Here is a 23,660-nt window from a genome sequence, read left to right as displayed (position 1 = left end):
CCTCGAATGGTTAAATAATCAGTGCATTACAATCAATAATGAGCGCTACTTCTCCGTCTCCTAAAATAGTAGCTCCGGAAATTGCAAAGACGTTTGTTAAATAATCTCCGAGTGATTTAAGCACAACTTCCTGCTGGCCAATAAAGGAGTCCACCACAAATGCAGTAGGTTTGTCGCCTTTTTTCACGACAATGATATGGAGCTGTTCCGCATCTTTTCTTGTATCTTCTATTTTAAACTCTTCTTTTAAATAAACGACAGGGACAATATGCCCTCTAAAGTCAATCACTTCACGGTCATGCGTTTGCAAAATGTCTTTTCTGTCAATGACTGCTGTTTCAATGATTGAAGAAATCGGAATGGCAAATGTCTCTTCTTCCAACTTAATCAGCAGGACTGAAATAATAGATAAGGTAAGCGGCAGCTGTATACTGAATAGAGAGCCCTGACCTTCGGCTGATTTCACACTGACTGAACCGCCTAGAGACTCCAGTTTGTTTTTTACAACGTCAAGTCCGACGCCGCGGCCGGAGATATCAGAAATTTGGTCAGCGGTTGAGAACCCCGGAGCAAAAATCAATTCGTAAATTTCGTTGTCTTCTAAGGTTTCAGCTTCTTTTTCCGTTATGACCCCGCGCTCAAGCGCTTTTTCCATGATTTTCTTGCGATTAAGGCCTGCACCGTCATCTTCTACTTCGATAAAGACATGGTTACCGCTGTGATAAGCTTTAAGCACAACTTTTCCTGATTCCGGTTTTCCCTTTTGCAAACGCGTTTCCGGCGCCTCGATACCATGGTCAATGCTGTTCCTGATCAAATGAACGAGAGGATCTCCGATTTCATCAATCACTGTACGATCCAGCTCAGTTTCCGCGCCGATGATCGAGAGTTCAATTTTTTTATTCAGCTCTTTCTGAAGCTGGCGAATCATTCTCGGGAATCTGTTAAAAACGGTTTCAACCGGGACCATTCTCATATTCAGAATAATCGATTGCAAATCTCCGGAAATTCTCGTCATCCGTTCAACCGTTTCAGTCAGTTCATTGTGCTCAAGCTCTTTCGCAATCTGCTCAAGACGTCCGCGGTCAATGACAAGCTCTTCAAATAAGTTCATTAAAGAATCAAGCCTGTCAATGTTGACACGAATTGTTTTGGATCCGCCGGCTGAGTGCTTCGCCTGTTCATCGTTTTTAGCAGGCTGTTTTTGTTTCTCCTGCTTCTCAGGTACAGCTGCCGGCGAATCCACAGGCTTAGATTCCTCAGGCTTTTCAGCTGATGTTAAAGGAGCCCCTTGACTGACTTCAACATGCTCAATTTCCGACACGCCATTGATTAATTGTTCAATGTCTTCTGCTGATTGATGTGTTAAGAAACAAACTTGAAAGTCAGTTCCAAAATCTTCTGTTTCAAGCACTTCAGCACTTGGAATTGTTTTGGCTACTTCTCCGACTTCATTTAGTTTTTCAAACACCATATAGACACGAACTGCTTTTAACATACAGTTTTCGTTCAGAGAAATCTTGATTTCATATCGTTTGAAGCCTTGCTCCTCCGCTTCTTGTATAACTGTACGTTCAAATTCATCATATTCCCAATCAGATGCTGAACTCGGTGCTTCTGCAGGTTCCGCGGATGCAGCAGATTCAGTGTGTGCACCATTTACATCAAGCTTGGCACTCACTTCTGAGATATCTCTTTTACCATCCCCGCCATCAATAATAGACTGAACCATAGCTTCCAGGTGATCCAGAGCTTCAAACAAAATATCCAGCCATTCTGAGGTAACTGCCATGTCTCCGTTTCGGATTGCATCCAGCACGTTTTCAAGCAGGTGGGTAAGATGCGCTAAATCCGTGTAGCCCATCGTTGCGCTCATTCCTTTTAATGTATGGGCAGCCCTGAATATATCATGTACGAGCTGAAGGTCGGTCGGGTCTTTCTCTAAAAGGAGAAGCTTTTCATTACATGTTTGTAAATGTTCTTTACTCTCATCAATAAAGACATCTAAATACTGATTCATATCCATTTGAATCACACCCTCTCTTTTTTCACACAGCTTGTGATGGATGCTGCGATATCTTCTACATGTTTAATCTCATGAATGAGACCCGCTTTAACAGCAGCTTTTGGCATCCCGTATACGACACAAGATTCTTCAGACTCAGCAATGGTTTTCACATTGCCGGCTGTTAGCATGTCCTTTAGCCCTGCAGTGCCGTCACTGCCCATTCCGGTCATGATAACCGCTACTTTTCCATAATCTGTCAGTTTACCGACAGAACGGAATAAATAATCAGCAGATGGTTTATGACGGCTCGGGGTATCGAGATTATCGAGCACAATCTGGAGTCCTCCGCTGCTTTTAATAACGGAAATGTTTTTTCCGCCCGGTGCTATGTAAACACAGCCGTTAAGAGCTGCTTCACCATCTTTTGCTTCTTTCACCTGAATGTCAGATAAATGATTCAGCCGATCAGCCAAAGAAGCAGTAAATCCTTCAGGCATGTGCTGAACGACAACCACTGGTGCGTTCAAGTCCTTAGGAAGCTTCGGTATCACCTTTTGTAACGCCCTTGGACCGCCTGTTGATGTGCCGATACACACAATTTGTCTGCCTGTGCCGGGTTTCGGTTTGCTCAATTCAGGTTTAACAGCTCGCACAATAGGTTCGGGCCGAACCGTTTGGGAAACAGGACGGTTCCGCTTGCCGGAAAGTCCTGCCGCGACAACACGCTCAACTAATTGTTCTTTAATTTTGTACAAATCTAAAGATATTGAGCCTGATGGCTTTGTGATAAAATCAAAGGCACCGATCTCCAAACAATTAATTGTGCACTCTTTACCTTTTTCGGTCTGGCTCGATACCATGATGACCGGCAAGTTATAAATCTCAATAATTTTGCGAAGCGTATCTGTTCCATTCATGACCGGCATTTCAACATCAAGAGTAATAACATCCGGTTTTAATAATTCAATCTTCTTAAGCGCTTCTTCTCCGTTTCTGGCAGTTCCGATTACTTCTATCTGCTTTTCCTCGGTCAGAAAATCACTTATCATTTTTCTCATGAAAGCTGAATCATCAACTACAAGCACACGAATCAAATTAAGCCCTCCTCATTAAAAAAGAAGATAACTTCTCAATAAATGTCTGTTTGTCTTCTTTGTGTCTCGTTTCTTCTCTTTCAAACAAGGCGTCCGCTAAAAGGCGGACTGACCGGCTGGCTTTTGCCTGAGGGCTTTTTATGAAAAAAGGAACCTGTTCGACAACCGCTTTGCTCACGATCACATCGTCAGAAACGGAACCGGCAAACTGAACCTGAACATCCAAAAACATTTGAATTGTGCGAGAAAGGCGGGCAAAAGCGTCAAGCCCTTCTTTTTGGTCACGGCACCGATTGACAGCCACCTTCATCGAAAGCTTATTTCCTGTCAAAACCAAGTGCTTGACAGCACTGTATGCGTCCATGATGGCCGTCGGCTCGGGAGTTGTTATGATCAAAATATCTTCTGCTGATAAAATAAAGGGCAGTTGATCTTTTGATAATCCTGCTCCCATGTCAAACAGCACATAATCGAACTGGCTTAATGCATGAGAAAGTTCATTGGCAAAAAACGTCCATTTTCTCTGATCCAGTTGAAACATCACATCCAGGCCGGTTCCACCTGATATATACCGCAAACCCTTTGGGCCAACGGATAATGACTGTAACAACGGCTTCTGATCGGTTAAAACATCGATTATCGTGGCAGACGATGAATTTCCCATTAATATATCAATGTTCCCCATCCCAATATCAAGGTCGATGAGAAGCACCTTTTTACCTTTATCCTGTAACGCAAGTGCCATATTTAAGGTAATATTAGATTTTCCGACACCGCCCTTGCCGCTGATGACAGCAAGTGTCTTCGCTTTTTGTGAATAAACCATTGGCAGAACGCGCTGACGCTTTTCCATTTTCGCCCGTAAAGTTGCTGCTTGATCATATCGGTTCATCTGCACAGCATCCTTACAAAATCAAGTGGAGATACAGTCTGTATATCCTCAGGCACATTCTGGCCGTTTGTCATAAATCCGACACCTATTTTTGATTCTGCCAGTATATTAAACACAGAACCTAAGGAAGTCGTTTCATCTATTTTCGTAAAAATAAACTGATTGACAGGGACGGATGAAAACCGTTTGACAATATGTTTTATATCTTCATATTTTGCAGTCGCGGATAAAACAAGAAATGACTGAATGCTGCTCTCAAAAGGAATCGTTTCTTTCAGTTCATCAATGTATTGCTGGTCCTTGAAGTTTCTTCCTGCTGTATCAACAAACACATGATCATACTCAGAAAATAACTCCTTCGCCTGCTCAAATTCTTCTTTTGTATAACAAACTTCCAGAGGAGCCTGCAGCAGCTCAGCGTATGTTTTCAACTGTTCAACAGCTGCAATTCGATACGTATCTGTAGTAATAAAAGCGATTTTTTTCTGTTTTTCAAGCATAGATATGGCTGCGAGTTTAGCCAGTGTAGTTGTTTTACCAGCCCCTGTTGAACCAAAGAGAACGATATACTTTGAATGGATTGGTTCCTGCCACTTGTCTGCTGAGGGCAGCGTATTGCATAGTAATTCCTGAAGTTTGCCGACCACATTTTCTTCATTAAGGCCGCCTGATTCCACAGAGAAGCGAAGCAATTTTTTCAGAGTGCTCGTTTTCGTTGACTCTTTAATTCCCGTTTCTTGCAAAAGCTTCTCTGCTTTTCGCAGTGGCTCAGGAAGTACAGATTGATATGCTGAAAAATCACCTTGCTCCTGTTGCACCGAAATTTGAGGGGATGTCCTCTCCTCTATTTTCGTACTGCTGACCGGAGTTTTTAATGTTTGTTTCGGTTCAGTTGCCTTCTGAGACGTTTTTTTCTCAAGAAAGTCCTGATCCAATACGGCGATCACTTCAACAGCAGGCTTGTTGATGAGGCCAAACCATTTTCGCTTTTTAATTTTTTTCGAATTTAATATGACCGCTTCATTGCCCAATTCTTTTCTGATGAGAAGTGCCGCTTCTTGCATTGAAGCAGCAGTAAATTTTTTTATTTTCATTAAATATCCACCACTCCAATGCTTTGTACCTCAACATTCGCCTCAAGTTCGTTATAAGAGAGTACCGGAAGATCAGGGAAGTATCGTTCCAGAAGCTGTTTCACATACATTCTGACAGGCGGCGAGCATAGAAGAATCGCGGTTTCCTGACGTAATGACAGCTGTTCAGCTTCTTTAGCGACAGAACGCACAATGCTTTCTGAAATATCTGGTTCGAGCGATAAATAATTCCCATGTTCCGTTTGCTGCACACCGTCTGCTATAGCCTTCTCTACCCGGCCCGAGCAAGTAACAACTTTCAACACTTCATTATCTTTGGCAAATTGGGCTGTAATTTGTTTAGCAAGTGCTTGTCTTGTATACTCTGTCAAAAGATCAGAATCTGTTGTTAATTTCCCATAGTCAGCAAGTGTTTCAAAGATCGTTACTAAGTTTCGAATTGAAACTTTTTCTTTTAAAAGCTTAGCAAGCACCTTCTGAATATCACCGACAGACAATGGATTTGGCGTAACCTCTTCAACCAGGACTGGATACGATTCTTTCAAGTGATCAATCAGCTGCTTTGTCTCCTGCCTTCCGATCAATTCGTGAGCATACTGCTTTATTTTCTCCGTAATATGCGTTGAAACGACTGATGCAGGATCAACTACTGTATAACCAAGCATGTCGGCTTCATCCTTTACCGCTTCGCTAATCCATTTGGCCGGCAGTCCGAATGAAGGTTCCACTGTTTCTATCCCTTCAATCAGATCGTCTTCAGGTGTAGGCGACATTGCTAAATAATGATCAAGCAACAGCTCACCTTTTGCTACTTCGTTTCCTTTAATTTTCAATCGGTATTCATTAGGCTGCAACGCTATATTATCTCTGATCCGCACGACAGGAATGACAAGCCCGAGTTCCAAAGCCAACTGACGGCGTATCATAACAATGCGGTCTAATAAATCACCGCCTTGATTGGCATCAGCAAGCGGTATCAGTCCATAGCCAAACTCAAATTCTATCGGATCTATATGCAGAAGCTGAACAACGCTTTCAGGACTTTTAAGCTCATCAACCTCAGCCTCTTCCTCAAGAATCTCATCCACTTCTTCTTTTTCCTTACCAGATTTAGATAGCGTATAAGCGCCAAAAGCAAGCAACCCCGCAAGCGGCCCCGTCAGAAAAATGCCGATCGGAGTGAAAATACCTAAAAGCATGATCGTAGCTGCGGCGACGTATAAAAGCTTTGGATACGCAAACAGCTGGCCTGTAATGTCATGCCCTAAGTTTCCTTCAGAGGCAGCTCTTGTAACCACAATACCCGTAGCTGTAGAAATTAACAGTGCCGGGATTTGCGAAACAATTCCATCCCCTACAGTCAGCATCGTAAAGTGTGAAGCGGCCTCTTGAATGGACATGCCCTGCTGAAGCATTCCGATCACGATTCCGAAAATAATATTGATCATCACAATGATGATTCCGGCAATGGCGTCACCTTTTACAAATTTACTGGCACCGTCCATTGCTCCATAAAAGTCTGCTTCTCTTGCCACTTTTTCGCGGCGATGCTTCGCTTCCTGTTCGGTAATCATCCCTGCGTTTAAATCAGCATCAATACTCATCTGCTTCCCGGGCATTGCGTCCAGCGTAAACCTTGCTGCAACCTCAGAAACACGTTCAGCACCTTTTGTAATGACGATGAACTGAATAATAATCAAGATGATAAATACAACGAGTCCAACTAATACATTTCCACCGACAACGAAATTTCCGAATGTCTCGACGACTTTTCCTCCCTCACCGTGTGAAAGAATTGAACGGGTAGTTGAGACGTTCAAGCCCAAACGAAATAGGGTTAAAAGCAGCAGCAGTGACGGAAAAATCGAAAACTGAAGCGCTTCCTGCATATTCATTGTGGTGAGAAGCACGATCAACGCAAGAGAAATATTAATAATGATCAAAATACTTAACAGCCATGGAGGAAATGGAATCACCAGCATCGCCACAATGAGGACAACACTTATTAAAACGGATAAATCTCTTGTTGACATGCTGTTTTTTCTCTCCTTTTAAATCGAAAAATTCAATATACTTTTTGTTTTGTTTTATATACGTAAGCCAGAATTTCTGCCAAGACTTTAAAAAATTCTTCCGGCACTGCCTGGTCAATTTCCACCTGATCATATAACGCACGGGCTAGCGGTCTGTTCTCTACCATCATGACATCATGCTCTTTAGCAATTTTCCTGATTTTTAACGCCAGGTGGTCAACACCTTTTGCAACAATATAAGGAGCGTCCATTTTTTCTTCGTCATATTTCAGGGCAATCGCATAGTGAGTAGGGTTTGTGATGATGACATCTGCTTTGGGAACTTCCTGCATCATCCGCCTCATCGCCATTTCCCGCTGTCTTTGTTTAATTTTAGACTTAATAATCGGGTCACCTTCAGATTTTTTGTACTCGTCTTTTATATCTTGTTTTGACATTTTGATATTTTTCTCATAATCAAATCTCTGATATAAATAGTCAAGACCAGCAAGAATTAATAAAGCACCTGCACCGCTCAGTCCCATCCACAAAGTGAGTTTTGAAACGAAAGAAAGTACCTCTTCAGGTGTCAGGAGAGGAAGCCGGAGAATTTCTCCATAATGCACCCAAAGCACAGCGAATGCCGCAAAACCGACAACTGCGATTTTCAAAATTGATTTAATCAACTCCACAATCGCCCTCATACTGTATATTCGTTTAAAGCCTTTGATCGGATCGAGTTTTTCAAGCTTAGGCTGTATCACTTCAGCAGAAAACAAGAATCCAACCTGCATATAGTTGCTTACAACCCCTGCAACAAGAGCTACAAGCAAGATAGGTGCAAGTATCATGCCCGTATCCTTTAATAAGCTGACAAACAAAGTATGCACATTTGATTCTGAGAGCTTCATTGTGAGCGATTCGGTATAAAAAGTTTCTATAAATGACAGCAGCCTGTCTCTCATATACGGGCCAATTGCAATAAGCGAAAGGAAAATAACAAGTAAAGAAATGGCGGTATTGACATCCGAACTTTTGGCTACCTGTCCTTTTTTTCGCGTATCCTTCCGTTTTTTCGGAGTGGCTTTTTCAGTCTTCTCCCCGGCAAAAAACTGCAGGTCAATTCTAAGCTTCATTAAGAAACACCGACCAATGCTAAAAGATTCCGCATCGTTTCAATCGTTAAACTGAAAACATTCCGTACAACGACGAAGATAACGGACATACATACAATGAGCATGATGAAACTGACAGCGATCTTTAAAGGCAGACCGACCACAAATACATTTAATTGCGGAACAGTTCGAGCCACGATACCTAAAGCTAAATCAACTAGAAATAAACTGGCCACAACAGGCGCTGACATTTGAAAAGCGATAATAAACATCGCATTAAAGCTTTTCGCGATAAAATAAGCAAACTTTTCATCGCCGAAATTCGGAAATGCCTGATCAACTGAAATATACTGAAAGCTGTAGTAAATACCGTCCAGCAGCAAATGGTGGGCATTGACACTCAGCATAAACAAAAGTGCCATCGTATAAATAAACTGGCCAATCAACGGACTTTGCGCTCCGGTTTGCGGATCAATAACGTTTGCTATTGAAAATCCCATTTGAAAATCAATAAACGAGCCGGCAATCTGTACTGCGGCAATCATCATATAAGCGATTAAGCCGAGACATAGGCCAACCAAGGCTTCCTTAAAAGCCAAGAGCATATATTGCTCATCTATCTCCAAAGAGGGCGGTTTATCAATGGTGCTGAAACAAATAACCGCCAGAAAAAAAGCAAAGCCTATGCGGTGAACAGCTGGGACATTTCGATGTCCGAATAGCGGAATCGTTACAAAAAAAGCAGAGATTCTAATAAAAACCAATAAAAAAGCAGGAAATAAGTCAATAATTGAATTCATCTCTGCATTACCCTGCAAAACGATTTAGATTAGAAAACAGCTCTGTTGTAAATGAAAGAATCGTCGACAGCATCCACGGACCAAAAAAAATGAGAGCCAGAAGAACCGCCACGATTTTCGGAATAAACGCCAAAGTCTGTTCCTGTATTTGAGTTGTCGCCTGAAATATGCTGACAATTAAACCGACCAGTAAAGCAATGGCCAATAACGGCCCGCTGATCATCAGTGTTACGTATACGGCTTTTTCCGCCATAGAAATTACAAATTCTGAACTCACGTTTAGCACCTACCCTAAAAGCTCTGAAGCAAAGATTTCACAATTAAATACCAGCCGTCTACCAAAACAAAAAGTAATATTTTAAAGGGCAGAGAAATCATAACTGGAGGGAGCATCATCATTCCCATTGACATCAAGACGCTCGCCACTACCATATCTATAATTAAAAACGGGATAAAAATCATAAACCCTATTTGAAATGCAGTTTTAAGCTCTGATATAGCAAAAGCCGGAACCATTGTTGTTAGCGGAATATCCTTTAATGATTCAGGTTTATCCATTTTTGCGTAATTCATGAACAGCGCCAAATCCTTCTGCCTTGTGTGTTTACTCATAAATTCTTTAATCGGTTCCTCAGCTTTCGTATACGCTTCATCCAAGCTGATTTTGTTGTCCATCAATGGGGTCAGCGCTTCTTTATTAATTTCTGAAAAAGTAGGAGCCATAATAAAAAATGTTAAAAACAGCGCAAGCCCGATAAGAACCTGGTTTGGGGGCATAGATTGCGTCGCAAGTGAAGTTCTGACAAATGACAGAACGATGACGATGCGAGTAAAGCAAGTCATAAGAATCAATATTCCAGGCGCCACTGAAAATACAGTTAACAATAATAGTAATTTAACAGTTGAACTTACGTTTTCCGGATCGCTTGAACTGAAAATATTTATAAACTCATTCATGATGACGTGGGCCTTTCTTCTTTCCTTCAGAACGGTTTTGTTTTAACTCTTCAAGTTGCTCTTTTAATGCTTTTGAAAATGAAGGCAGTTTTTGCTGCGGCTGATGCTCAGAACTCTTAAGCGGCTTCACAAACTTTTGCCACTCTATTTTGCTTGACATTGCCTCTTCATGCTGACTGAGAATGACTTCAATCTCTTTTTCATCCTCAATTTCTTTCAGCAGCTGGATCGTCTCTCCTACACCGACGACGAGCACGCTTTTTCCTACCTTGATCAATTGTATGGATCTGTTCTGGCCGACCGATGTGCCGCCAATATTTTCAACATATTGAAAAGGCTTGAGGAGCCGATTTCTTTTGTTCATGAGCTTAACCAGCCCGTAAATCAGCACGATAACAAACAGTAAAGCGAAAATCATCTTTACAAAATCAAAAGCTGAGACAGAAGGACCAGCCGCTCCCTCCGTCTCATCAGCAGTTTTTGTTGTTTTTTCTTCCTTTTGCCCTGACTTATCTGCAGTTTTCTCATCTTTCTTTTGAAACCATTCGTTTACAGTTGAATTCTCAGAGTCTGCCGCAGCAGCAATTGGATGTACAGTGAATAAAACGAAAAAACAAATAAAAGCGATGAAATATTGACTCTTTTTCAACAATCGTACACCCTTTAACTTAATGTTTTGTTGATTGCTTCAAGCACACGGTCAGCTTGGAAAGGTTTCACAATGAAATCCTTAGCGCCGGCCTGAATGGCATCAATAACCATTGATTGCTGTCCCATAGCAGAACACATAATGATTCTTGCCTGAGCATCAATTTGTTTAATTTCTTTTAATGCTGTAATCCCATCCATTTCAGGCATCGTGATATCCATCGTAACAAGGTCAGGAGAATGCTCTTTATATTTCTCTACTGCTTGTGCTCCATTTTCAGCTTCCGCTACTACTTCAAAACCGTTTTTAACCAAAATATCTTTAATCATCATTCGCATAAATGCTGCGTCATCTACAATTAAAATTCTATGTGCCATAATTTATCTCTCTCCTTGTGTTTCGTTATTTTAAATTATTAATGCGCTCTGCCTGGCTTAAAATGTCAGTGACTCTTACACCGAAGTTTTCTTCAATGACAACAACCTCGCCTTTGGCAACGATACGCTGATTAACTAAAATATCTACCGGCTCACCAGCTAATTTATCAAGCTCAATAATACTACCTGCAGAAAGCTCTAAAATTTCTTTTACACTTCTCTTTGTTCTGCCGAGCTCAACAGTAATTGAAAGCGGGATATCTAAAAGCATATCCAGATTATTGATAGGGGCTTGTGTCGCCTCATTTAGATCAAACGCAGAAAATTCCACCGGTGAAACCTGAACTGGCGCTGCTTTTTTTGCTGTTCCCTGCCTTTTTGGCGGCTGCGGCTGCTGTTGCTTCGGTTCAATACGAGGCTCTGGCGTCACAGGCTCTTTCGGCTGCTCGTATGTAGCATCAGGCTGCGCCGTTGTTGCTTCCTCTGCATTTCCTGAATTCATAAGGCTTGAAATTAAATCTTTCGCAAATGTTAATGGGTAAAGCTGCATAATACTGGAGTCTATTAATTCTCCCACCTTTAAGTTGAAAGAAACTTTCACCAGCATTTCATCATCAGGAATACGGTCTGTGCCCTTTTCTTCAGTTACATCGAGCAATTCAACCCGAGGCGGTGAAATATCAATTTTTTTACTGAATACAGTAGACATTGATGTGGCTGCCGATCCCATCATTTGGTTCATTGCTTCTTGAACCGCACTTAAATGGATTTCCCCCAGTGAAGGATCCGCACCTTTTCCGTCTCCCCCGATCATTAAATCAGCAATGATCGCCGCGTCACTTTGTTCCACGACTAACAGGTTGCTGCCGCTGAAGCCCTCCGTATAATTTACTTCAATCGCTACATACGGTTCAGGAAACGCATCGCTGATTTTACTTTTTGGGATAACCGTTACGCTCGGAGTCGTAATATCGACCTTTTGATTTAAAAGTGTTGACAGTGCTGTCGCAGAACTGCCGAATGAAATATTACCGATTTCACCGATCGCATCACGCTCCATTTCCGATAAGTCATCTACTTCCGGGACCTCTGGCTCATCAAGCGTGCTGCCAGTACCGTTAAGAAGCGCGTCAATCTCATCTTGAGATAATCTATTATTCTCCATCTTGTTCACCTCTTATGTCGTGATCTAAAATTTGCACTGCCTGTTTTCGATTCACCCGGCCGGCTTGTCCTAAAAATTTCGGCTTATCTCCGACCAATACAGTAAGAGGATCCGTGACTGATTTGTCCAAAGTTATGCAGTCTCCGACTTCTAAACTTAAAAACTCTTCTATTGTCAGTTCAGATGTGCCGAGCTCGGCCACGACAGGTATTTGTGCTGTCATGATACGTTTTTCAAGCGACTTTGTTTCCTCAGGCTTTGGCTCATTTCGGTCTGATTGCATCCAATAGTGGACTGAAAGCTTCGGTATGAGCGGCTCGAGGACGATATGCGGGATACAGAGATTAATTACACCGCTGATTTCACCGATTTGAGTATTAAGTGAGATCACCACGACTGTTTCATTAGGAGACACCATCTGAACGAATTGCGGATTCACTTCAAACTCAGTCATTTCCGGTTCAATATCAGCAATTGACTGCCAAGCTTCTTTATAATTACCCAGTGCATTTTCAAATAAATTAGAAATGATTTTTGTTTCAATTTCTGTCAAGCTGTCAACCTTGTTATGACTGATTCCAATCCCACCCATGACTCGGTCCATCATCGTATAAGCTATCGTGGGGTTAACCTCCATCATAATTCTGCCTTCCATCGGATGGACATCAAATAGATTCAGAATCGTCATGTTCGGGATCGATCTGATAAATTCCTCATAAGGGACCTGGTCAACAGAACTGACAGATATATGAATATAGGTTCTGAGCTGAGCCGAAAAATGAGTGGTAAGAAGTCTTGCAAAATTGTCATGAATTCTCGTTAAACTGCGGATCTGATCCTTAGAAAACCGCAGCGCACGTTTGAAATCATAAACCTTGACTTTCTTCTCTTTTTCTTCTTTTTTCAGCTCTTCAGCGTCCATTTCACCAGTTGATATTGCAGAAAGCAGTGCATCTATTTCATTTTGGGAGAGAACTTCTCCTGACATTTTCCTCACCTCCGTATTCTGTCAAATTATGTTTTATTGCAGATTAAAGGAGGTAATATACACTTTTTCTACTTTTCCTTCTTGGAGGTAGCTATTTATTTTATCTTTTAGTTCCTTCTTAAAGGTTTCTTTTCCCTTGTCTCCCTCAATCTGATCAGCATTCGTATCAGCCAGCAGTGATATAACAGCGTCTTTCACTTGAAAATCACGTTTCTCAAGTTCTTCTTTTGATTTATCAGAATCAGTTTCAAGTTTAATAGCAAGACGGATAATGTTATCAGACTTTAAATTTGTTGTGATTTCTTCTACATCAACAGAAGATGAAACAATTTCATCAATACTTTTTTTCGCTTCACTTTTTTCGGACTTTCCGCCTAACACAAAATAAGCCGTTGCCCCGAGAGCACCAATTACGATAAGAATAATTAGTAAGATGATCATTAACTTTTTCTTCATTCCGGTTCCTCTATTCCTTGATCCATTGAAAATATTTGTATGTTTCGGTAGAAAGATGCGATCTTTTCCAGAACAGCTTCTTCATCTTCTTTTACTACAAACTTCTTACCGTTTGACAGAGTGATTGTAGTATCCGGAAAGCATTCAATCTGTTCAATAAATAGCGCATTCAGTGTAAAGGGCTGCCCGTTCAAACGGGTTACTTTTATCATAAAACAGCGGAGAAGCGATTACTCGCCTCCCCTCCCTCCTTAACGTTTAAGGTTAACCAGTTCTTGAAGGATTTCATCAGATGTTGTAATAATTTTTGAGTTTGATTGGAATCCACGCTGGGCTACGATCATTTCAGTAAATTCGTCAGTTAAATCAACGTTAGACATTTCGAGAAATCCTACTTTAAGGGAACCTGTACCACCATCACCGGGCTGGTTCGCTGCACTGGCCGTACCAGAGTTTAAAGATTCACGGTATAAGTTGCTCCCGATTTTATCTAAGCCGTCACTGTTGGCAAAAGTCACAATCCCGATTTGTCCGCCGTCTTGTGGTTGACCGTTGGCATCAACGATCGATACCTTACCATCAGAACCGATAGTGAAGCTCTGTGCATCAGTAGGAATTTTAATTGTTCCGCCATTCATATTTAGTACATGGTAGCCATCACCTGTAACTAATGTTCCGGTGTTATCTAAATAGAAGTTTCCAGCTCTTGTATAAGCTGTTCCGGCGCCTGTATCAATTTGAAAATAGCCATCGCCATCGATTGCTAAATCAAGTGTTCTTCCTGTGCTTTGTGTCGCGCTTGTTGAATGAATTGTATCAATTGTGCCAGATGATGAACCTAAACCGATTTGCTTAGAGTTTGTTCCGCCGATTGTTGCACCAGCAGCAGAACCGCCGGCAATCGTTTGGCTTACCATATCTTTAAAAGTCACACGGCTCTTTTTGAATCCTACTGTGTTCACGTTTGCAATGTTGTTACCGATTACGTCAAGCTTTGTTTGAAAGTTTTTCATACCGCTGATTCCAGAATAAAGTGAACGTAACATAATGTATTCCCCCAGATTTTTTTATTTAGATGATTGTCCCACAGACATGACATTCGCAGGACTGATCTCGGTCCCATCATCAAGAACGAGATAATAATTTCCTTTAGAATGTTTAACAGAGCTTACTGTGCCTGTTTTATCTGTTGCACTTTTACCATCAGTCCAAGATACTTCTTTTCCCATCCAATCAACATACGTTGTAAACGGATCTTGATTTTCAACGAATTTAGTCATCGTTGTATTCAGATTCATTATCTGTTCCAAGCTTGAAAAAGTCGCCATCTGGCTGATAAATTCTTTATCGTCAACCGGGTTGAGCGGATCTTGGTTTTGAACTTGAGTCATTAAAATTTTTAAAAACTCATCTTTCCCCAAGCTGCTGTTGTTCGTCGACACGGTATTCGTTTTTTCAGGCAATTTATATTCTGAACTTATAGAAGTCATTCTTCCTCCTCCATTTCAACCATCGACACTTCATCGAGCAGATCGCCAAAATCATTTGATTGCTTTTTCTGTCTTTGCTGTCTCTGCCCCTCTTGCTGCTGTTTCTGTTCATCAGCAAGCTGGCCGTATATCGGCTGATCCCCACTTTGGACCGGAAGAGTAAAACGATCTATTTGGACGGCCATATTCGGCAATGATTGCTTCAGCTGCGGAAGATGCTGTTCAAGCAATTCTTTTGCTGATTGGCTAGATGCAATGATTTTACTCTGAAACATTCCATTTTCATTTGTCAGCTTGATTGTGACAAATCCTAAATGTTCAGGGTTCAACCGAATGGTGAAGCTTCCCGTTGATCTGCCGAAAGGCGTATATTTCATCTGCTTCCACGCATTGATCACTTGATCAGCCACCGTTTTTGTTTCAGCATTTGGTATATCAGCTGACATCTTCTGCAGATCAAGTGTTTGAACTCCTCCTATGCCCCGATACCCTGAAAACAGCATTTGAAGTCCTGATTTACTATCTACAGGCTGAATACTTCCAGAAACATCCGATGCACTTTTGCTGGATGAACTCTGCGAAAGCGGTGTGATAACACGCTTCCCAAAGTCTTGTGATGATTCGGATGATTTCGATAACAAGAAAGCTTTCAGCTGGCTTTCAGCTAAACTCCATTCTTTGGTCCCTTTTTGAGGGAGCATAGACATTTGATCCATTAAGCTTTGAAAACTTTTCAGCTCTGACGCTGTCATCGAATAAAGTTTTGAACTCGACTCATCTTTGGTGAACATTTGCTGTTTAAGATCCTGAATTAGCTGTTGAGATACACCTTTTTTTTCTAATGCAGAAAGAAATTGATCCCCATTTTGGTAAATGGCATGAGCTTCATTGCCGTTCCCTCGATCAGTCAGCTTATTCCCTTCTACAAGCTGGCTAATGAACATCTGGATATAGATCAATTCTTTAGCAGCCTCGGATACTTCATTTTCCTGATTTGATTGCTCTGTATCGGTCTTCAGTTGTCCATTAATGTCAGGAGCAGAATCATTGGCACTCAGAGCCGTTTTAGCTTCTGAAAAGATTTTCTCCGTTTCTGTGAGCAATTGATCCATCCCGCCTGACAATCTTGATTCAACTGCTTGCAAAAGATTTTGCAACATTTGCAGAGCATTCGCATCCAATTGCTTCCCTGTCAGTTTGCTTAATGTTTGCAGAAGACCCGCATTTTGTTTGTCTTGATCTTCAGGACTTGCTTTTAGCCATTCACCGATCTTTTTAAGCGCATCTTCTAAAAGCTGACCTCCGGAATTCGGTGTACCCTTTTCTTGTTCTGAGAGTTCCTTTAAACCTGCCTCAGATATAAGCCAGTTTTGAAAAACACCCGGGCTACTTTTCATGCTTTTAGCGGCAGAACCCGTTGTGGTTTGCAGCAAAGGTCCCGATAATTCAAGCAGCTTCACCTTTAATTCCCCCTATTCTTGGCTGGCAGCAATTTTTTCTGTATAGGTTGCTGCTTGCTCAGGAGTCATTTTTGCCAATATGTCAGCAAGCTGCTTTTTGCTTAGGCCATTCAATATTTTCAGTGCTTCTTGCTCCTTTAATTGGGCAATAATTTTCGCAGCCTTTCCGCTGTCCATGCTTTTGTACACACTGATCACTTTGTCATTTTTAGATGAAGCTTTCGAGTCTGATGTTCCCTCAGTATGATCTTCAGATGACTTTTTTTGGTCCTCCGCCGTCTTTTCAAGTGAACGAATCTTTTGATTGAGCCTATCGATTTCCGATTTGCTTGTTTCTAAATCTTTATTCAATATACTGATTTCACTTTTTTGATCTTTAATGGTCTTTTCCAGAGCTGCCGTATTACTGCTATCCTTACTTGATGCTGTGTCTTTTTTATTTTCGGTTTCAGGAACCAATTCCTTAAGAACCGGCGTTTTTGCCGCAGCATCCTGGATCGGCTTTAACACATTGACACCAGCAGCCCAAAGAACAATCCCCCCTGCGATTAGAAGAAACATCAGCGGGAGGATAATGATAAGCAAAACCGAACGGAACTTACCTGATTCTTTCTTTTTGCCGGACATTACATTCGCTCCTAATGGCCTTGAATCATAAACTGCTTAATCGAAATATCGTCCATTTCTTTCATTTCTGCAGCTTTGTCTTCAAGAGCAAACATTTTAAACTGTTTTTCACGCATTTTTTCAAACTTTTTCACTTCAATATTTTTCTCTGTCAAAATTTCTTGTTTTTGATTCATTTGATTTCTTTTCATAATGACAAGCTTTTGATAGTGATAAATCGTATTATCAAGATTTGAGACAAATTGTTGGTAGTGCCTCATTTCCTGTACACTCATGCCGCTTTTTAATTTCTTTTCTTTATTTTGTTCTAGTAATTCTTTTTTGCTCATACTCTCATATAATTTTTCAGCAACGTTTTCAAATTCAGAAACTGATTGCTGATAATCGGATAAGGATTGGTCTTTCTCATTTTCTTTTAGTTCCAGCAGCTTTTGGAATCTAAATTGATAAGCCACGTTTTATTCCTCATTTCCTGTCAAACTAGTTAATGCAGCAATGCTTTCTTCCAATGATGCCGGTTCATCTGTTCCCTGCTTTAAAAATTGAATAAGCTGCGGATAAAATTGTATCGCTTCATCAATTTCTCTTGAGGATCCTCTTTTGTAAGCTCCGATATTAATGAGATCTTCCGAATTTTGATATGTCGATAAAAGTTCGCGGAATTTATTTGCCGCATCCAGGTGCTGTCTTGTCGATATGTTTGACATCACCCTGCTGATGCTTTTTAGGACATTAACTGCCGGAAACTGGCCTTTATTGGCAAGCGCCCTGTCCAACACAATATGTCCGTCTAAAATTCCGCGTACGGTATCGGCAATCGGCTCATTCATGTCATCGCCGTCTACCAGCACTGTATAAAACGCCGTAATGGTTCCGTGCTCGTTTGCACCTGTTCGCTCTAATAAACGAGGTAAAATAGCGAACACAGAGGGTGTATAGCCTTTTGTCGTCGGTGGTTCTCCAGCAGCTAAACCAATCTCACGCTGCGCCATCGCCACCCTTGTAACAGAATCCATCATAAACATGACATTTTGGCCTTTATCTCGAAAATACTCGGCAATTGCAGTCGCTGTATATGCCGCTTTCAATCTCATTAATGCTGGCTGGTCTGAGGTGGCAACAACTACAATCGATCGTTTCAGCCCCTCTTTCCCAAGATCTTTTTCAATAAACTCCCGGACCTCTCGTCCACGTTCTCCGACAAGTGCAATGACGTTTAAGTCAGCCTCTGTCTGCTTGGCAATCATCCCCATTAATGTGCTCTTTCCGACACCGCTTCCGGCAAAAATTCCAATCCGCTGACCTTTACCGACTGTCAGCAAGCTGTCAATGGATCTGACGCCAACACCCATTTTTTCACGGATAGGCGGCCGTTTCATCGGGTTGGGCGGTGATTGCTCCGTCGATACAGGCGAAAGTCCTTTCGGCAGAAGTTTTCCGTCAAGCGGTTCTCCAAAAGCATCGATGACTTGCCCGATCAGTCCAGATCCAACTTTAACCCGAAGAGATTCCCCAGTAGCTTCTACAATGCTGCCTGGTGCAATACTCGCAGCCTCTAAATACGGCATAAGCAAAATATTTTCTTCTTGGAAGCCGACTACCTCAGCTTTAATGACTTTCCCAGATTGTCCTTTTGCATAAATCAGGCACACGTCGCCAATTGAGCTTGCAGGACCTTTTGATTCAATCATCAGGCCGATGACCCGCTTGACTTTTCCGTACCGTTTATACGAGTCTGTCATTTCTATACAATCTATCAGACTCTGTGTCTTCATTCAGCTGCACCCGCTTCCAGCGCTGTCAGAAGTTTATCTTTCAATTGCATCAATTGTGTGTCAACACTTGCATCTACCCTGCCAAAAGGAGTTTCAATATAACAGGTTCCTTTTTGAGCTTTTTCATCAGCATATATACCAAGACGGCATTCTTTATAAAGAAGCTGCTGGATTTCATCTTTTTGCTGAAAGATTGTCTCATAGTAATAAGGATCAACATAAATTGATATATCGTCATATTCCTTCACTTCGTTTACAACCTGTTGTACAAGCAGGAGGAAAGCTTCTTTATCATCAGATTTTTGCTGCCAAACTTTTTTTGCTAATGCAACGGCAAGTTCAACGATTTCTTCATTAGCGTCTTCAAGCTTGTCCTCAACAGCTTTTCTGGACATTTCAGTAATTCTGTTCGCTTGGCCGATCAGTTCGGCATACTGTTGCATTGCCTCAGCTTTGCCCAATGCTACTCCTTCTTCAAAGCCCTCGGCTTTTGCTTCCTCAATCAGCTTCTGTTTTTCAGCCGCCCAATCATTTTTCTCCTGCTCAATTTGACGGCGAGTATTTTCTATATGACTGTTCGCCTGCTCAGAAATCCGGTCAGCTTCCTCTTTCACTCGGGCCATAAGAGCCTCCGGGTTCTCTTCAGCCTGCAAAAGGTGGGAATGATCAATACGCACCTCTTGTATAGAAAGTTTTCTTTTTTCCTTTTGTGGAGAAAAAGATGATTCTTGTTTAATGATATTAGACAATAATATCATCCCCTCCGCCTCTTGCTATCACAATTTCACCGGCTTCTTCAAGCTTTCTGACGATGCTTACAATTCTCGATTGAGCTTCTTCTACGTCTTTCAAGCGTACAGGGCCCATAAATTCCATTTCTTCTTTGAAGGTTTCAACCATACGCTGTGACATATTGCTGAATACAATTTCTTTGACTTCCTCGCTTGCAACCTTTAATGAAAGGAGCAAATCGTCATTCTCAACATCGCGAATGACTCTCTGAATAGCACGGTTATCAAGTGTGACAATATCTTCGAAGACAAACATCCGCTTTTTAATCTCTTCAGCAAGATCGGGATCTTGAATTTCCAATGAATCCAAGATCGTCTTCTCTGTCCCTCTGTCTACTCCGTTTAACACTTCCACAACAGCTTCAATTCCGCCTGTTTGTGTATAATCCTGAGTAAATGCAGAAGATAATTTTTGTTCCAGAATCCGTTCTACCTCATTAATAATTTCTGGTGACGTTCTATCCATGACCGCAATTCTTCTCGCAACCTCAGCCTGAACTTCAGGATTCAGCTCCGATAAAATTTGCCCGGCCTGCACAGGATCTAAATAAGACAAGATTAAAGCCATTGTCTGAGGATGCTCTTGCTGGATAAAATTCAAAATTTGTTCAGGCTCCGCTTTTCTGGCGAAATCAAATGGTTTCACCTGCAAAGAAGACGTCAGCCTGTTTAGAATGTTTTCCGCTTTATCCTCTCCAAGCGCCTTTTCTAGAACTTGTCTTGCATAGCTTAAACCGCCTTGAGAAATATAATCTTGTGCAATGGCTATATTGTGAAATTCTTCTATGATTTCATCCTTTTTTTGATGATCGACGCTTCGAACACCTGATATTTCCAGCGTAAGCCTTTCAATTTCTTCATCGGTTAAGTGCTTATAAACAGAAGCTGACACATCTAACCCCAAGGAAATCATGAGAATGGCTGCTTTTTGTTTTCCTGTAAGCTTATCTTGATCACGTCTCGCCATTTCTTATTCCTCCTAATCCTCGGCCAGCCAGCTTCTCAGCAGTTTTGCAAAATCTTCCGGCTTGTCTTTCGCCATCTTTTCAAGCTGTTTTCGTCTGACTGTTTCCGCTGTTTCATTTTCCTCTTCGTTGATATCAGGTAAATTGATTGGTTCTTGAGGAACCTCATACTCATACTCCTCGAATTCATCCTCTTGCGCCCGTTTCTTTCTGATAAGCATAATGATCAGAACAATAATCGCAGCGATTAAAACACCGCCTGTAATATATGCCCACAGCGGGATACCTGAGGATTTCTCCGTGTTTGTATCCAAATTGACTTTTCCGTCAAATGGCTGAACGGAGACAACAATTTTATTATTGATATCAGCATCAGATAAATTCTGGTTTTGCGTTTCATCTTTATCTAAAGATGTTCTGACTACAGTTGAAAGGATTTTTTGTATATCATCCTGTCTTTCAGTTGATAGTGACGCTGTGTTTTTGGCATCAGGCGGCTCTACCATGACTTGAATCCCTAAATCCCTTACCTTATAAGGACTTTCAGCGATTTCTTTATGGATTCGGTTAACCTCGTAATTGATTTTGTTGCTATTTTTTTCGTAGTTCCCGCTTTCGGCATTTTCACCATCAGCCTTATAATTTGTGACATCATCCTCGCCGGTTCCGGCAGTTCCGCCGTTGGCTGCACCGTCGCCCTGGTATGTTTCAGATACCTTTTCCGCGCTGACTGCAATGCCTTCCATGTTTTCTTTATCCACAGGTTCGACAATGTCTTCTGTACGATTTTCTTTTGTGAAATCGATGTCTGCTGTAACGGAGACAACGACTTTATCTTGGCCCATCATCGTACCTAGCAGTGACTGAACATGTTTTTGAATGTCTTTTTCAACTTGAGACTTAATTCCTTGCTGAGAAGAATAACTATCCGCGTAGGACCCTGCATTGCTGTCTGATTTGTCGTAGTATGTAGAATTTTGGTCCATGATGACGATATTATCTTCTTTTAGGTTCGGCACGCTTTTAGATACCAGATGATACAGTCCGTTGATCTGGCTTTGGTCAAGTGTGTAACCCGGTTGAATCTGCAGAACGATTGAAGCAGAAGCTGCAGATTGCTCTTCACCGACAAACACAGCGTCTTTCGGGAGATTAATCATTACTTTTGAGTTTTTAATACCGTCCATTTCATTGATCAAGTTTGACAGTTCTGTCTGTGTCGCTTTCACTTTTACCATATCAAACTCATTGTCTGTCAAACCAAAGCCGGCATTCTGCCCAAAAAACGAGTAATCAATTGATCCTGTTTTAGGAAGTCCTTCTGCAGCCAGCTGCACTTTCAAAGAATCAACCTGATCCTCCGGAACGCTAATCACTGTACCGCCACTCGAAAGTTCGTTTGGTACTTTTTTCGCATCCAATTCTTCTTTGATTTTTCCTGCTTCTTCGGCAGATAAATCTTTGTAAAGCGGAGCCATCTTTGTACTGGAAGCAAAAACACTAATAATAATTCCAATAATAATAATTGCCGCTAACACACTAACCATTAAAATCTTTTGTAATTTAGATCTATTTTTCCAAAACTCACTCGTTTTGTTTTTCATTTGCATTAGAGTACGATTCATGTTAACCCCCGGTCATTCCACTCTTTCTCTAAATCGTCAGACCCCCTACATTTGCATTCTCATAATCTCCTGATAAGCTTCCACAGCTTTATTACGGAACTCTGTTGCTGCAGTTAGAGAGATGCTAGCTTTTTGAGCGGCGATCATGACCTCATCAAGATTTACATCTTTTCCTGCAGCCAAGGCATTAGTCATGTTGTCAGAAGCTACTTGGGACTCATTTAACGAACTAATAGAGTTTTTTAAAAGCTCCGAAAAGCTTGTTTGATTTGAAGAATCTGTTTTTTGGCTATTGCTTACTTGATTTGTTGCATTTTGAGTGTTTTGAGTATTTTGAACCTGAAAAGGAGAAATTGCATTAATCACATTCATTCACCTACTTTCCGATTTCTAATGCCTTCATCAGCATTCCCTTTGTGGCATTCATCGCAGTGACATTCGCCTCATATGATCTGGTGCTGCTGACAAGGTCAACCATTTCCTTTAATGGATCTACATTAGGTTTTTGTACATATCCTTCAGCGTTTGCATCAGGATCTGTCGGATCATAGACAAGATTAAAATCCGATTTATCCTCCGTAATTTTTGAAACCTTCACACCGTTACCAGCATGACCGCTTCCGCTCATTTGAGAATTAAGAATGGAAGAGAACGATTCACCTTTTGACTGAAGGGAGACCATTTTTCTTCTGTAAGGCACCCACTCTCCATTCACCTGCTTAGCTCTTGTCGTATCCATATTTGCTAAGTTAGATGATACAACATCCATTCTGACCCGCTGAGCTGTTAAAGCAGATGCTGAAACATTTAAGCTCTGAAAAGCTGTCATCATTTTCCTCCTGTTAATACGGTCTTCAGTGAATTAAATTTACCGTTCATTCTTTCAACTAAAGCTTGATAGTTGATTTGATTTTGCGCCAATTCTGTCATCTCTTTGTCAACATCTACATTGTTTCCATTTTGCTGATACGATGTATCTCCGCTCGCAACAATTGAATAATTCGAATCAGTATCAGAAAAATCAACATGACGATAGTCTGTTTTTATCGCATCAAGACGTGAGGATTCTTGATCTAATAAATTTTGGAAAGAGACTTTTTTCGCCTTATAGTTCGGTGTATCTATATTGGCGATATTATTAGTTATGACTTTTTGCTTAATATCCGCTCTGCTCAAGGCATTTTCAAGATTTTGTATCGTTCCAGAAAATAAGCTCAAATCCACTTACCTCCATTTCAGTTTTTTTCACCCTCAATATCCTTGTCGAGAATTGTAAAACTATATGCTTATTGTAAGAAATAACAGGCATAACTAATAATA

Annotated in this window: 27 protein-coding genes; all 27 read right to left on the bottom strand. The window is 41.2% G+C overall.

Translation table 11 applies throughout. The features are described 5' to 3' along the window. Positions 1-10: 10 nt before the first annotated feature. Genes cheA through flgB form a run of 27 tightly spaced genes read right to left on the bottom strand, consistent with a single transcriptional unit; the run spans position 11 to position 23,558 of the window. Positions 11-2,026 carry a chemotaxis protein CheA gene (cheA, locus tag C1T29_RS10325; RefSeq protein ID WP_095431306.1) on the bottom strand — a complete coding sequence of 672 codons (2,016 nt, stop codon included), beginning with the start codon at positions 2,024-2,026 and terminating at the stop codon, positions 11-13. A gap of 5 nt (positions 2,027-2,031) precedes the next feature. Then, positions 2,032-3,102, bottom strand: coding sequence for a protein-glutamate O-methylesterase CheB (gene cheB / locus C1T29_RS10320; protein ID WP_095431305.1), 1,071 nt, complete (start codon positions 3,100-3,102; stop codon positions 2,032-2,034). A gap of 1 nt (position 3,103) precedes the next feature. Beyond that, positions 3,104-4,000: a flagellum location/number ATPase FlhG gene (flhG, locus tag C1T29_RS10315; protein ID WP_082033009.1), complete on the bottom strand. Its 897-nt coding sequence runs from the start codon at positions 3,998-4,000 to the stop codon at positions 3,104-3,106. Further along, positions 3,991-5,088, bottom strand: a complete 1,098-nt coding sequence (flhF, locus tag C1T29_RS10310) for a flagellar biosynthesis GTPase FlhF (RefSeq protein WP_095431304.1) — start codon at positions 5,086-5,088, stop codon at positions 3,991-3,993. Before flhF ends, flhG begins: the two co-directional genes overlap by 10 nt. Further along, complete coding sequence (flhA, locus tag C1T29_RS10305; RefSeq protein ID WP_095431303.1) at positions 5,088-7,121, bottom strand: flagellar biosynthesis protein FlhA; 2,034 nt, start codon at positions 7,119-7,121, stop codon at positions 5,088-5,090. The genes flhF and flhA overlap by 1 nt, the downstream gene beginning before the upstream one ends. 32 nt (positions 7,122-7,153) lie before the next feature. Then, positions 7,154-8,236: a flagellar biosynthesis protein FlhB gene (gene flhB / locus C1T29_RS10300; protein ID WP_095431302.1), complete on the bottom strand. Its 1,083-nt coding sequence runs from the start codon at positions 8,234-8,236 to the stop codon at positions 7,154-7,156. After that, the gene (gene fliR, locus C1T29_RS10295) at positions 8,236-9,015 is read right to left on the bottom strand and encodes a flagellar biosynthetic protein FliR (protein ID WP_014663979.1); all 780 of its coding nucleotides are present in this window, start codon (positions 9,013-9,015) and stop codon (positions 8,236-8,238) included. Before fliR ends, flhB begins: the two co-directional genes overlap by 1 nt. A 7-nt stretch (positions 9,016-9,022) precedes the next feature. Next, positions 9,023-9,292: a flagellar biosynthesis protein FliQ gene (fliQ, locus tag C1T29_RS10290; RefSeq protein ID WP_003220888.1), complete on the bottom strand. Its 270-nt coding sequence runs from the start codon at positions 9,290-9,292 to the stop codon at positions 9,023-9,025. Positions 9,293-9,306: 14 nt separating this feature from the next. Then, positions 9,307-9,972, bottom strand: coding sequence for a flagellar type III secretion system pore protein FliP (fliP, locus tag C1T29_RS10285; protein ID WP_003245692.1), 666 nt, complete (start codon positions 9,970-9,972; stop codon positions 9,307-9,309). Further along, entirely contained in the window at positions 9,965-10,621 is a 657-nt protein-coding gene (gene fliZ / locus C1T29_RS10280) for a flagella biosynthesis regulatory protein FliZ (protein ID WP_103748765.1), read from the bottom strand. Before fliZ ends, fliP begins: the two co-directional genes overlap by 8 nt. Before the next feature lie 14 nt (positions 10,622-10,635). Then, a complete protein-coding gene (cheY, locus tag C1T29_RS10275) occupies positions 10,636-10,998 on the bottom strand; it encodes a chemotaxis protein CheY (protein ID WP_014476812.1) in 363 nt (120 codons plus the stop codon). A gap of 25 nt (positions 10,999-11,023) precedes the next feature. Beyond that, positions 11,024-12,163, bottom strand: a complete 1,140-nt coding sequence (gene fliY / locus C1T29_RS10270; protein ID WP_103748766.1) for a flagellar motor switch phosphatase FliY — start codon at positions 12,161-12,163, stop codon at positions 11,024-11,026. Then, positions 12,153-13,151, bottom strand: coding sequence for a flagellar motor switch protein FliM (gene fliM / locus C1T29_RS10265; protein WP_003220879.1), 999 nt, complete (start codon positions 13,149-13,151; stop codon positions 12,153-12,155). The genes fliY and fliM overlap by 11 nt, the downstream gene beginning before the upstream one ends. A gap of 33 nt (positions 13,152-13,184) precedes the next feature. Further along, positions 13,185-13,607, bottom strand: a complete 423-nt coding sequence (fliL, locus tag C1T29_RS10260; RefSeq protein WP_014663976.1) for a flagellar basal body-associated protein FliL — start codon at positions 13,605-13,607, stop codon at positions 13,185-13,187. Next, the gene (swrD, locus tag C1T29_RS10255; RefSeq protein ID WP_040083172.1) at positions 13,604-13,819 is read right to left on the bottom strand and encodes a swarming motility protein SwrD; all 216 of its coding nucleotides are present in this window, start codon (positions 13,817-13,819) and stop codon (positions 13,604-13,606) included. The genes fliL and swrD overlap by 4 nt, the downstream gene beginning before the upstream one ends. Before the next feature lie 39 nt (positions 13,820-13,858). Further along, complete coding sequence (flgG, locus tag C1T29_RS10250; RefSeq protein ID WP_069149597.1) at positions 13,859-14,653, bottom strand: flagellar basal body rod protein FlgG; 795 nt, start codon at positions 14,651-14,653, stop codon at positions 13,859-13,861. A gap of 21 nt (positions 14,654-14,674) precedes the next feature. Further along, positions 14,675-15,097, bottom strand: coding sequence for a flagellar hook assembly protein FlgD (flgD, locus tag C1T29_RS10245; protein ID WP_014663973.1), 423 nt, complete (start codon positions 15,095-15,097; stop codon positions 14,675-14,677). Next, entirely contained in the window at positions 15,094-16,557 is a 1,464-nt protein-coding gene (locus tag C1T29_RS10240; protein ID WP_103748767.1) for a flagellar hook-length control protein FliK, read from the bottom strand. The genes flgD and C1T29_RS10240 overlap by 4 nt, the downstream gene beginning before the upstream one ends. A 12-nt stretch (positions 16,558-16,569) precedes the next feature. Next, the gene (locus C1T29_RS10235; RefSeq protein ID WP_069149594.1) at positions 16,570-17,184 is read right to left on the bottom strand and encodes a MotE family protein; all 615 of its coding nucleotides are present in this window, start codon (positions 17,182-17,184) and stop codon (positions 16,570-16,572) included. Between the two features lie 11 nt (positions 17,185-17,195). Further along, the gene (fliJ, locus tag C1T29_RS10230; RefSeq protein ID WP_014663970.1) at positions 17,196-17,639 is read right to left on the bottom strand and encodes a flagellar export protein FliJ; all 444 of its coding nucleotides are present in this window, start codon (positions 17,637-17,639) and stop codon (positions 17,196-17,198) included. Positions 17,640-17,642: 3 nt separating this feature from the next. Next, the gene (fliI, locus tag C1T29_RS10225) at positions 17,643-18,959 is read right to left on the bottom strand and encodes a flagellar protein export ATPase FliI (RefSeq protein ID WP_014663969.1); all 1,317 of its coding nucleotides are present in this window, start codon (positions 18,957-18,959) and stop codon (positions 17,643-17,645) included. Continuing rightward, a complete protein-coding gene (gene fliH / locus C1T29_RS10220; RefSeq protein ID WP_041521507.1) occupies positions 18,956-19,708 on the bottom strand; it encodes a flagellar assembly protein FliH in 753 nt (250 codons plus the stop codon). The genes fliI and fliH overlap by 4 nt, the downstream gene beginning before the upstream one ends. Beyond that, the gene (gene fliG, locus C1T29_RS10215) at positions 19,701-20,717 is read right to left on the bottom strand and encodes a flagellar motor switch protein FliG (RefSeq protein ID WP_014663967.1); all 1,017 of its coding nucleotides are present in this window, start codon (positions 20,715-20,717) and stop codon (positions 19,701-19,703) included. The genes fliH and fliG overlap by 8 nt, the downstream gene beginning before the upstream one ends. Before the next feature lie 12 nt (positions 20,718-20,729). Continuing rightward, the gene (fliF, locus tag C1T29_RS10210; RefSeq protein WP_040083177.1) at positions 20,730-22,340 is read right to left on the bottom strand and encodes a flagellar basal-body MS-ring/collar protein FliF; all 1,611 of its coding nucleotides are present in this window, start codon (positions 22,338-22,340) and stop codon (positions 20,730-20,732) included. Between the two features lie 45 nt (positions 22,341-22,385). Beyond that, positions 22,386-22,706: a flagellar hook-basal body complex protein FliE gene (gene fliE / locus C1T29_RS10205; protein ID WP_071580710.1), complete on the bottom strand. Its 321-nt coding sequence runs from the start codon at positions 22,704-22,706 to the stop codon at positions 22,386-22,388. 10 nt (positions 22,707-22,716) lie between these two features. Then, positions 22,717-23,169 (bottom strand): flagellar basal body rod protein FlgC, encoded by a 453-nt coding sequence (gene flgC, locus C1T29_RS10200; RefSeq protein ID WP_014663965.1) that lies wholly within the window; start codon positions 23,167-23,169, stop codon positions 22,717-22,719. Further along, a complete protein-coding gene (gene flgB / locus C1T29_RS10195; protein WP_014663964.1) occupies positions 23,169-23,558 on the bottom strand; it encodes a flagellar basal body rod protein FlgB in 390 nt (129 codons plus the stop codon). Before flgB ends, flgC begins: the two co-directional genes overlap by 1 nt. Positions 23,559-23,660: the final 102 nt, after the last annotated feature.

It is taken from the genome of Bacillus sp. MBGLi79 (genome assembly GCF_002953915.1).
The sequence above is the reverse complement of the archived record's forward strand: the minus strand, read 5'-3'. Positions and strand labels throughout refer to the sequence as shown.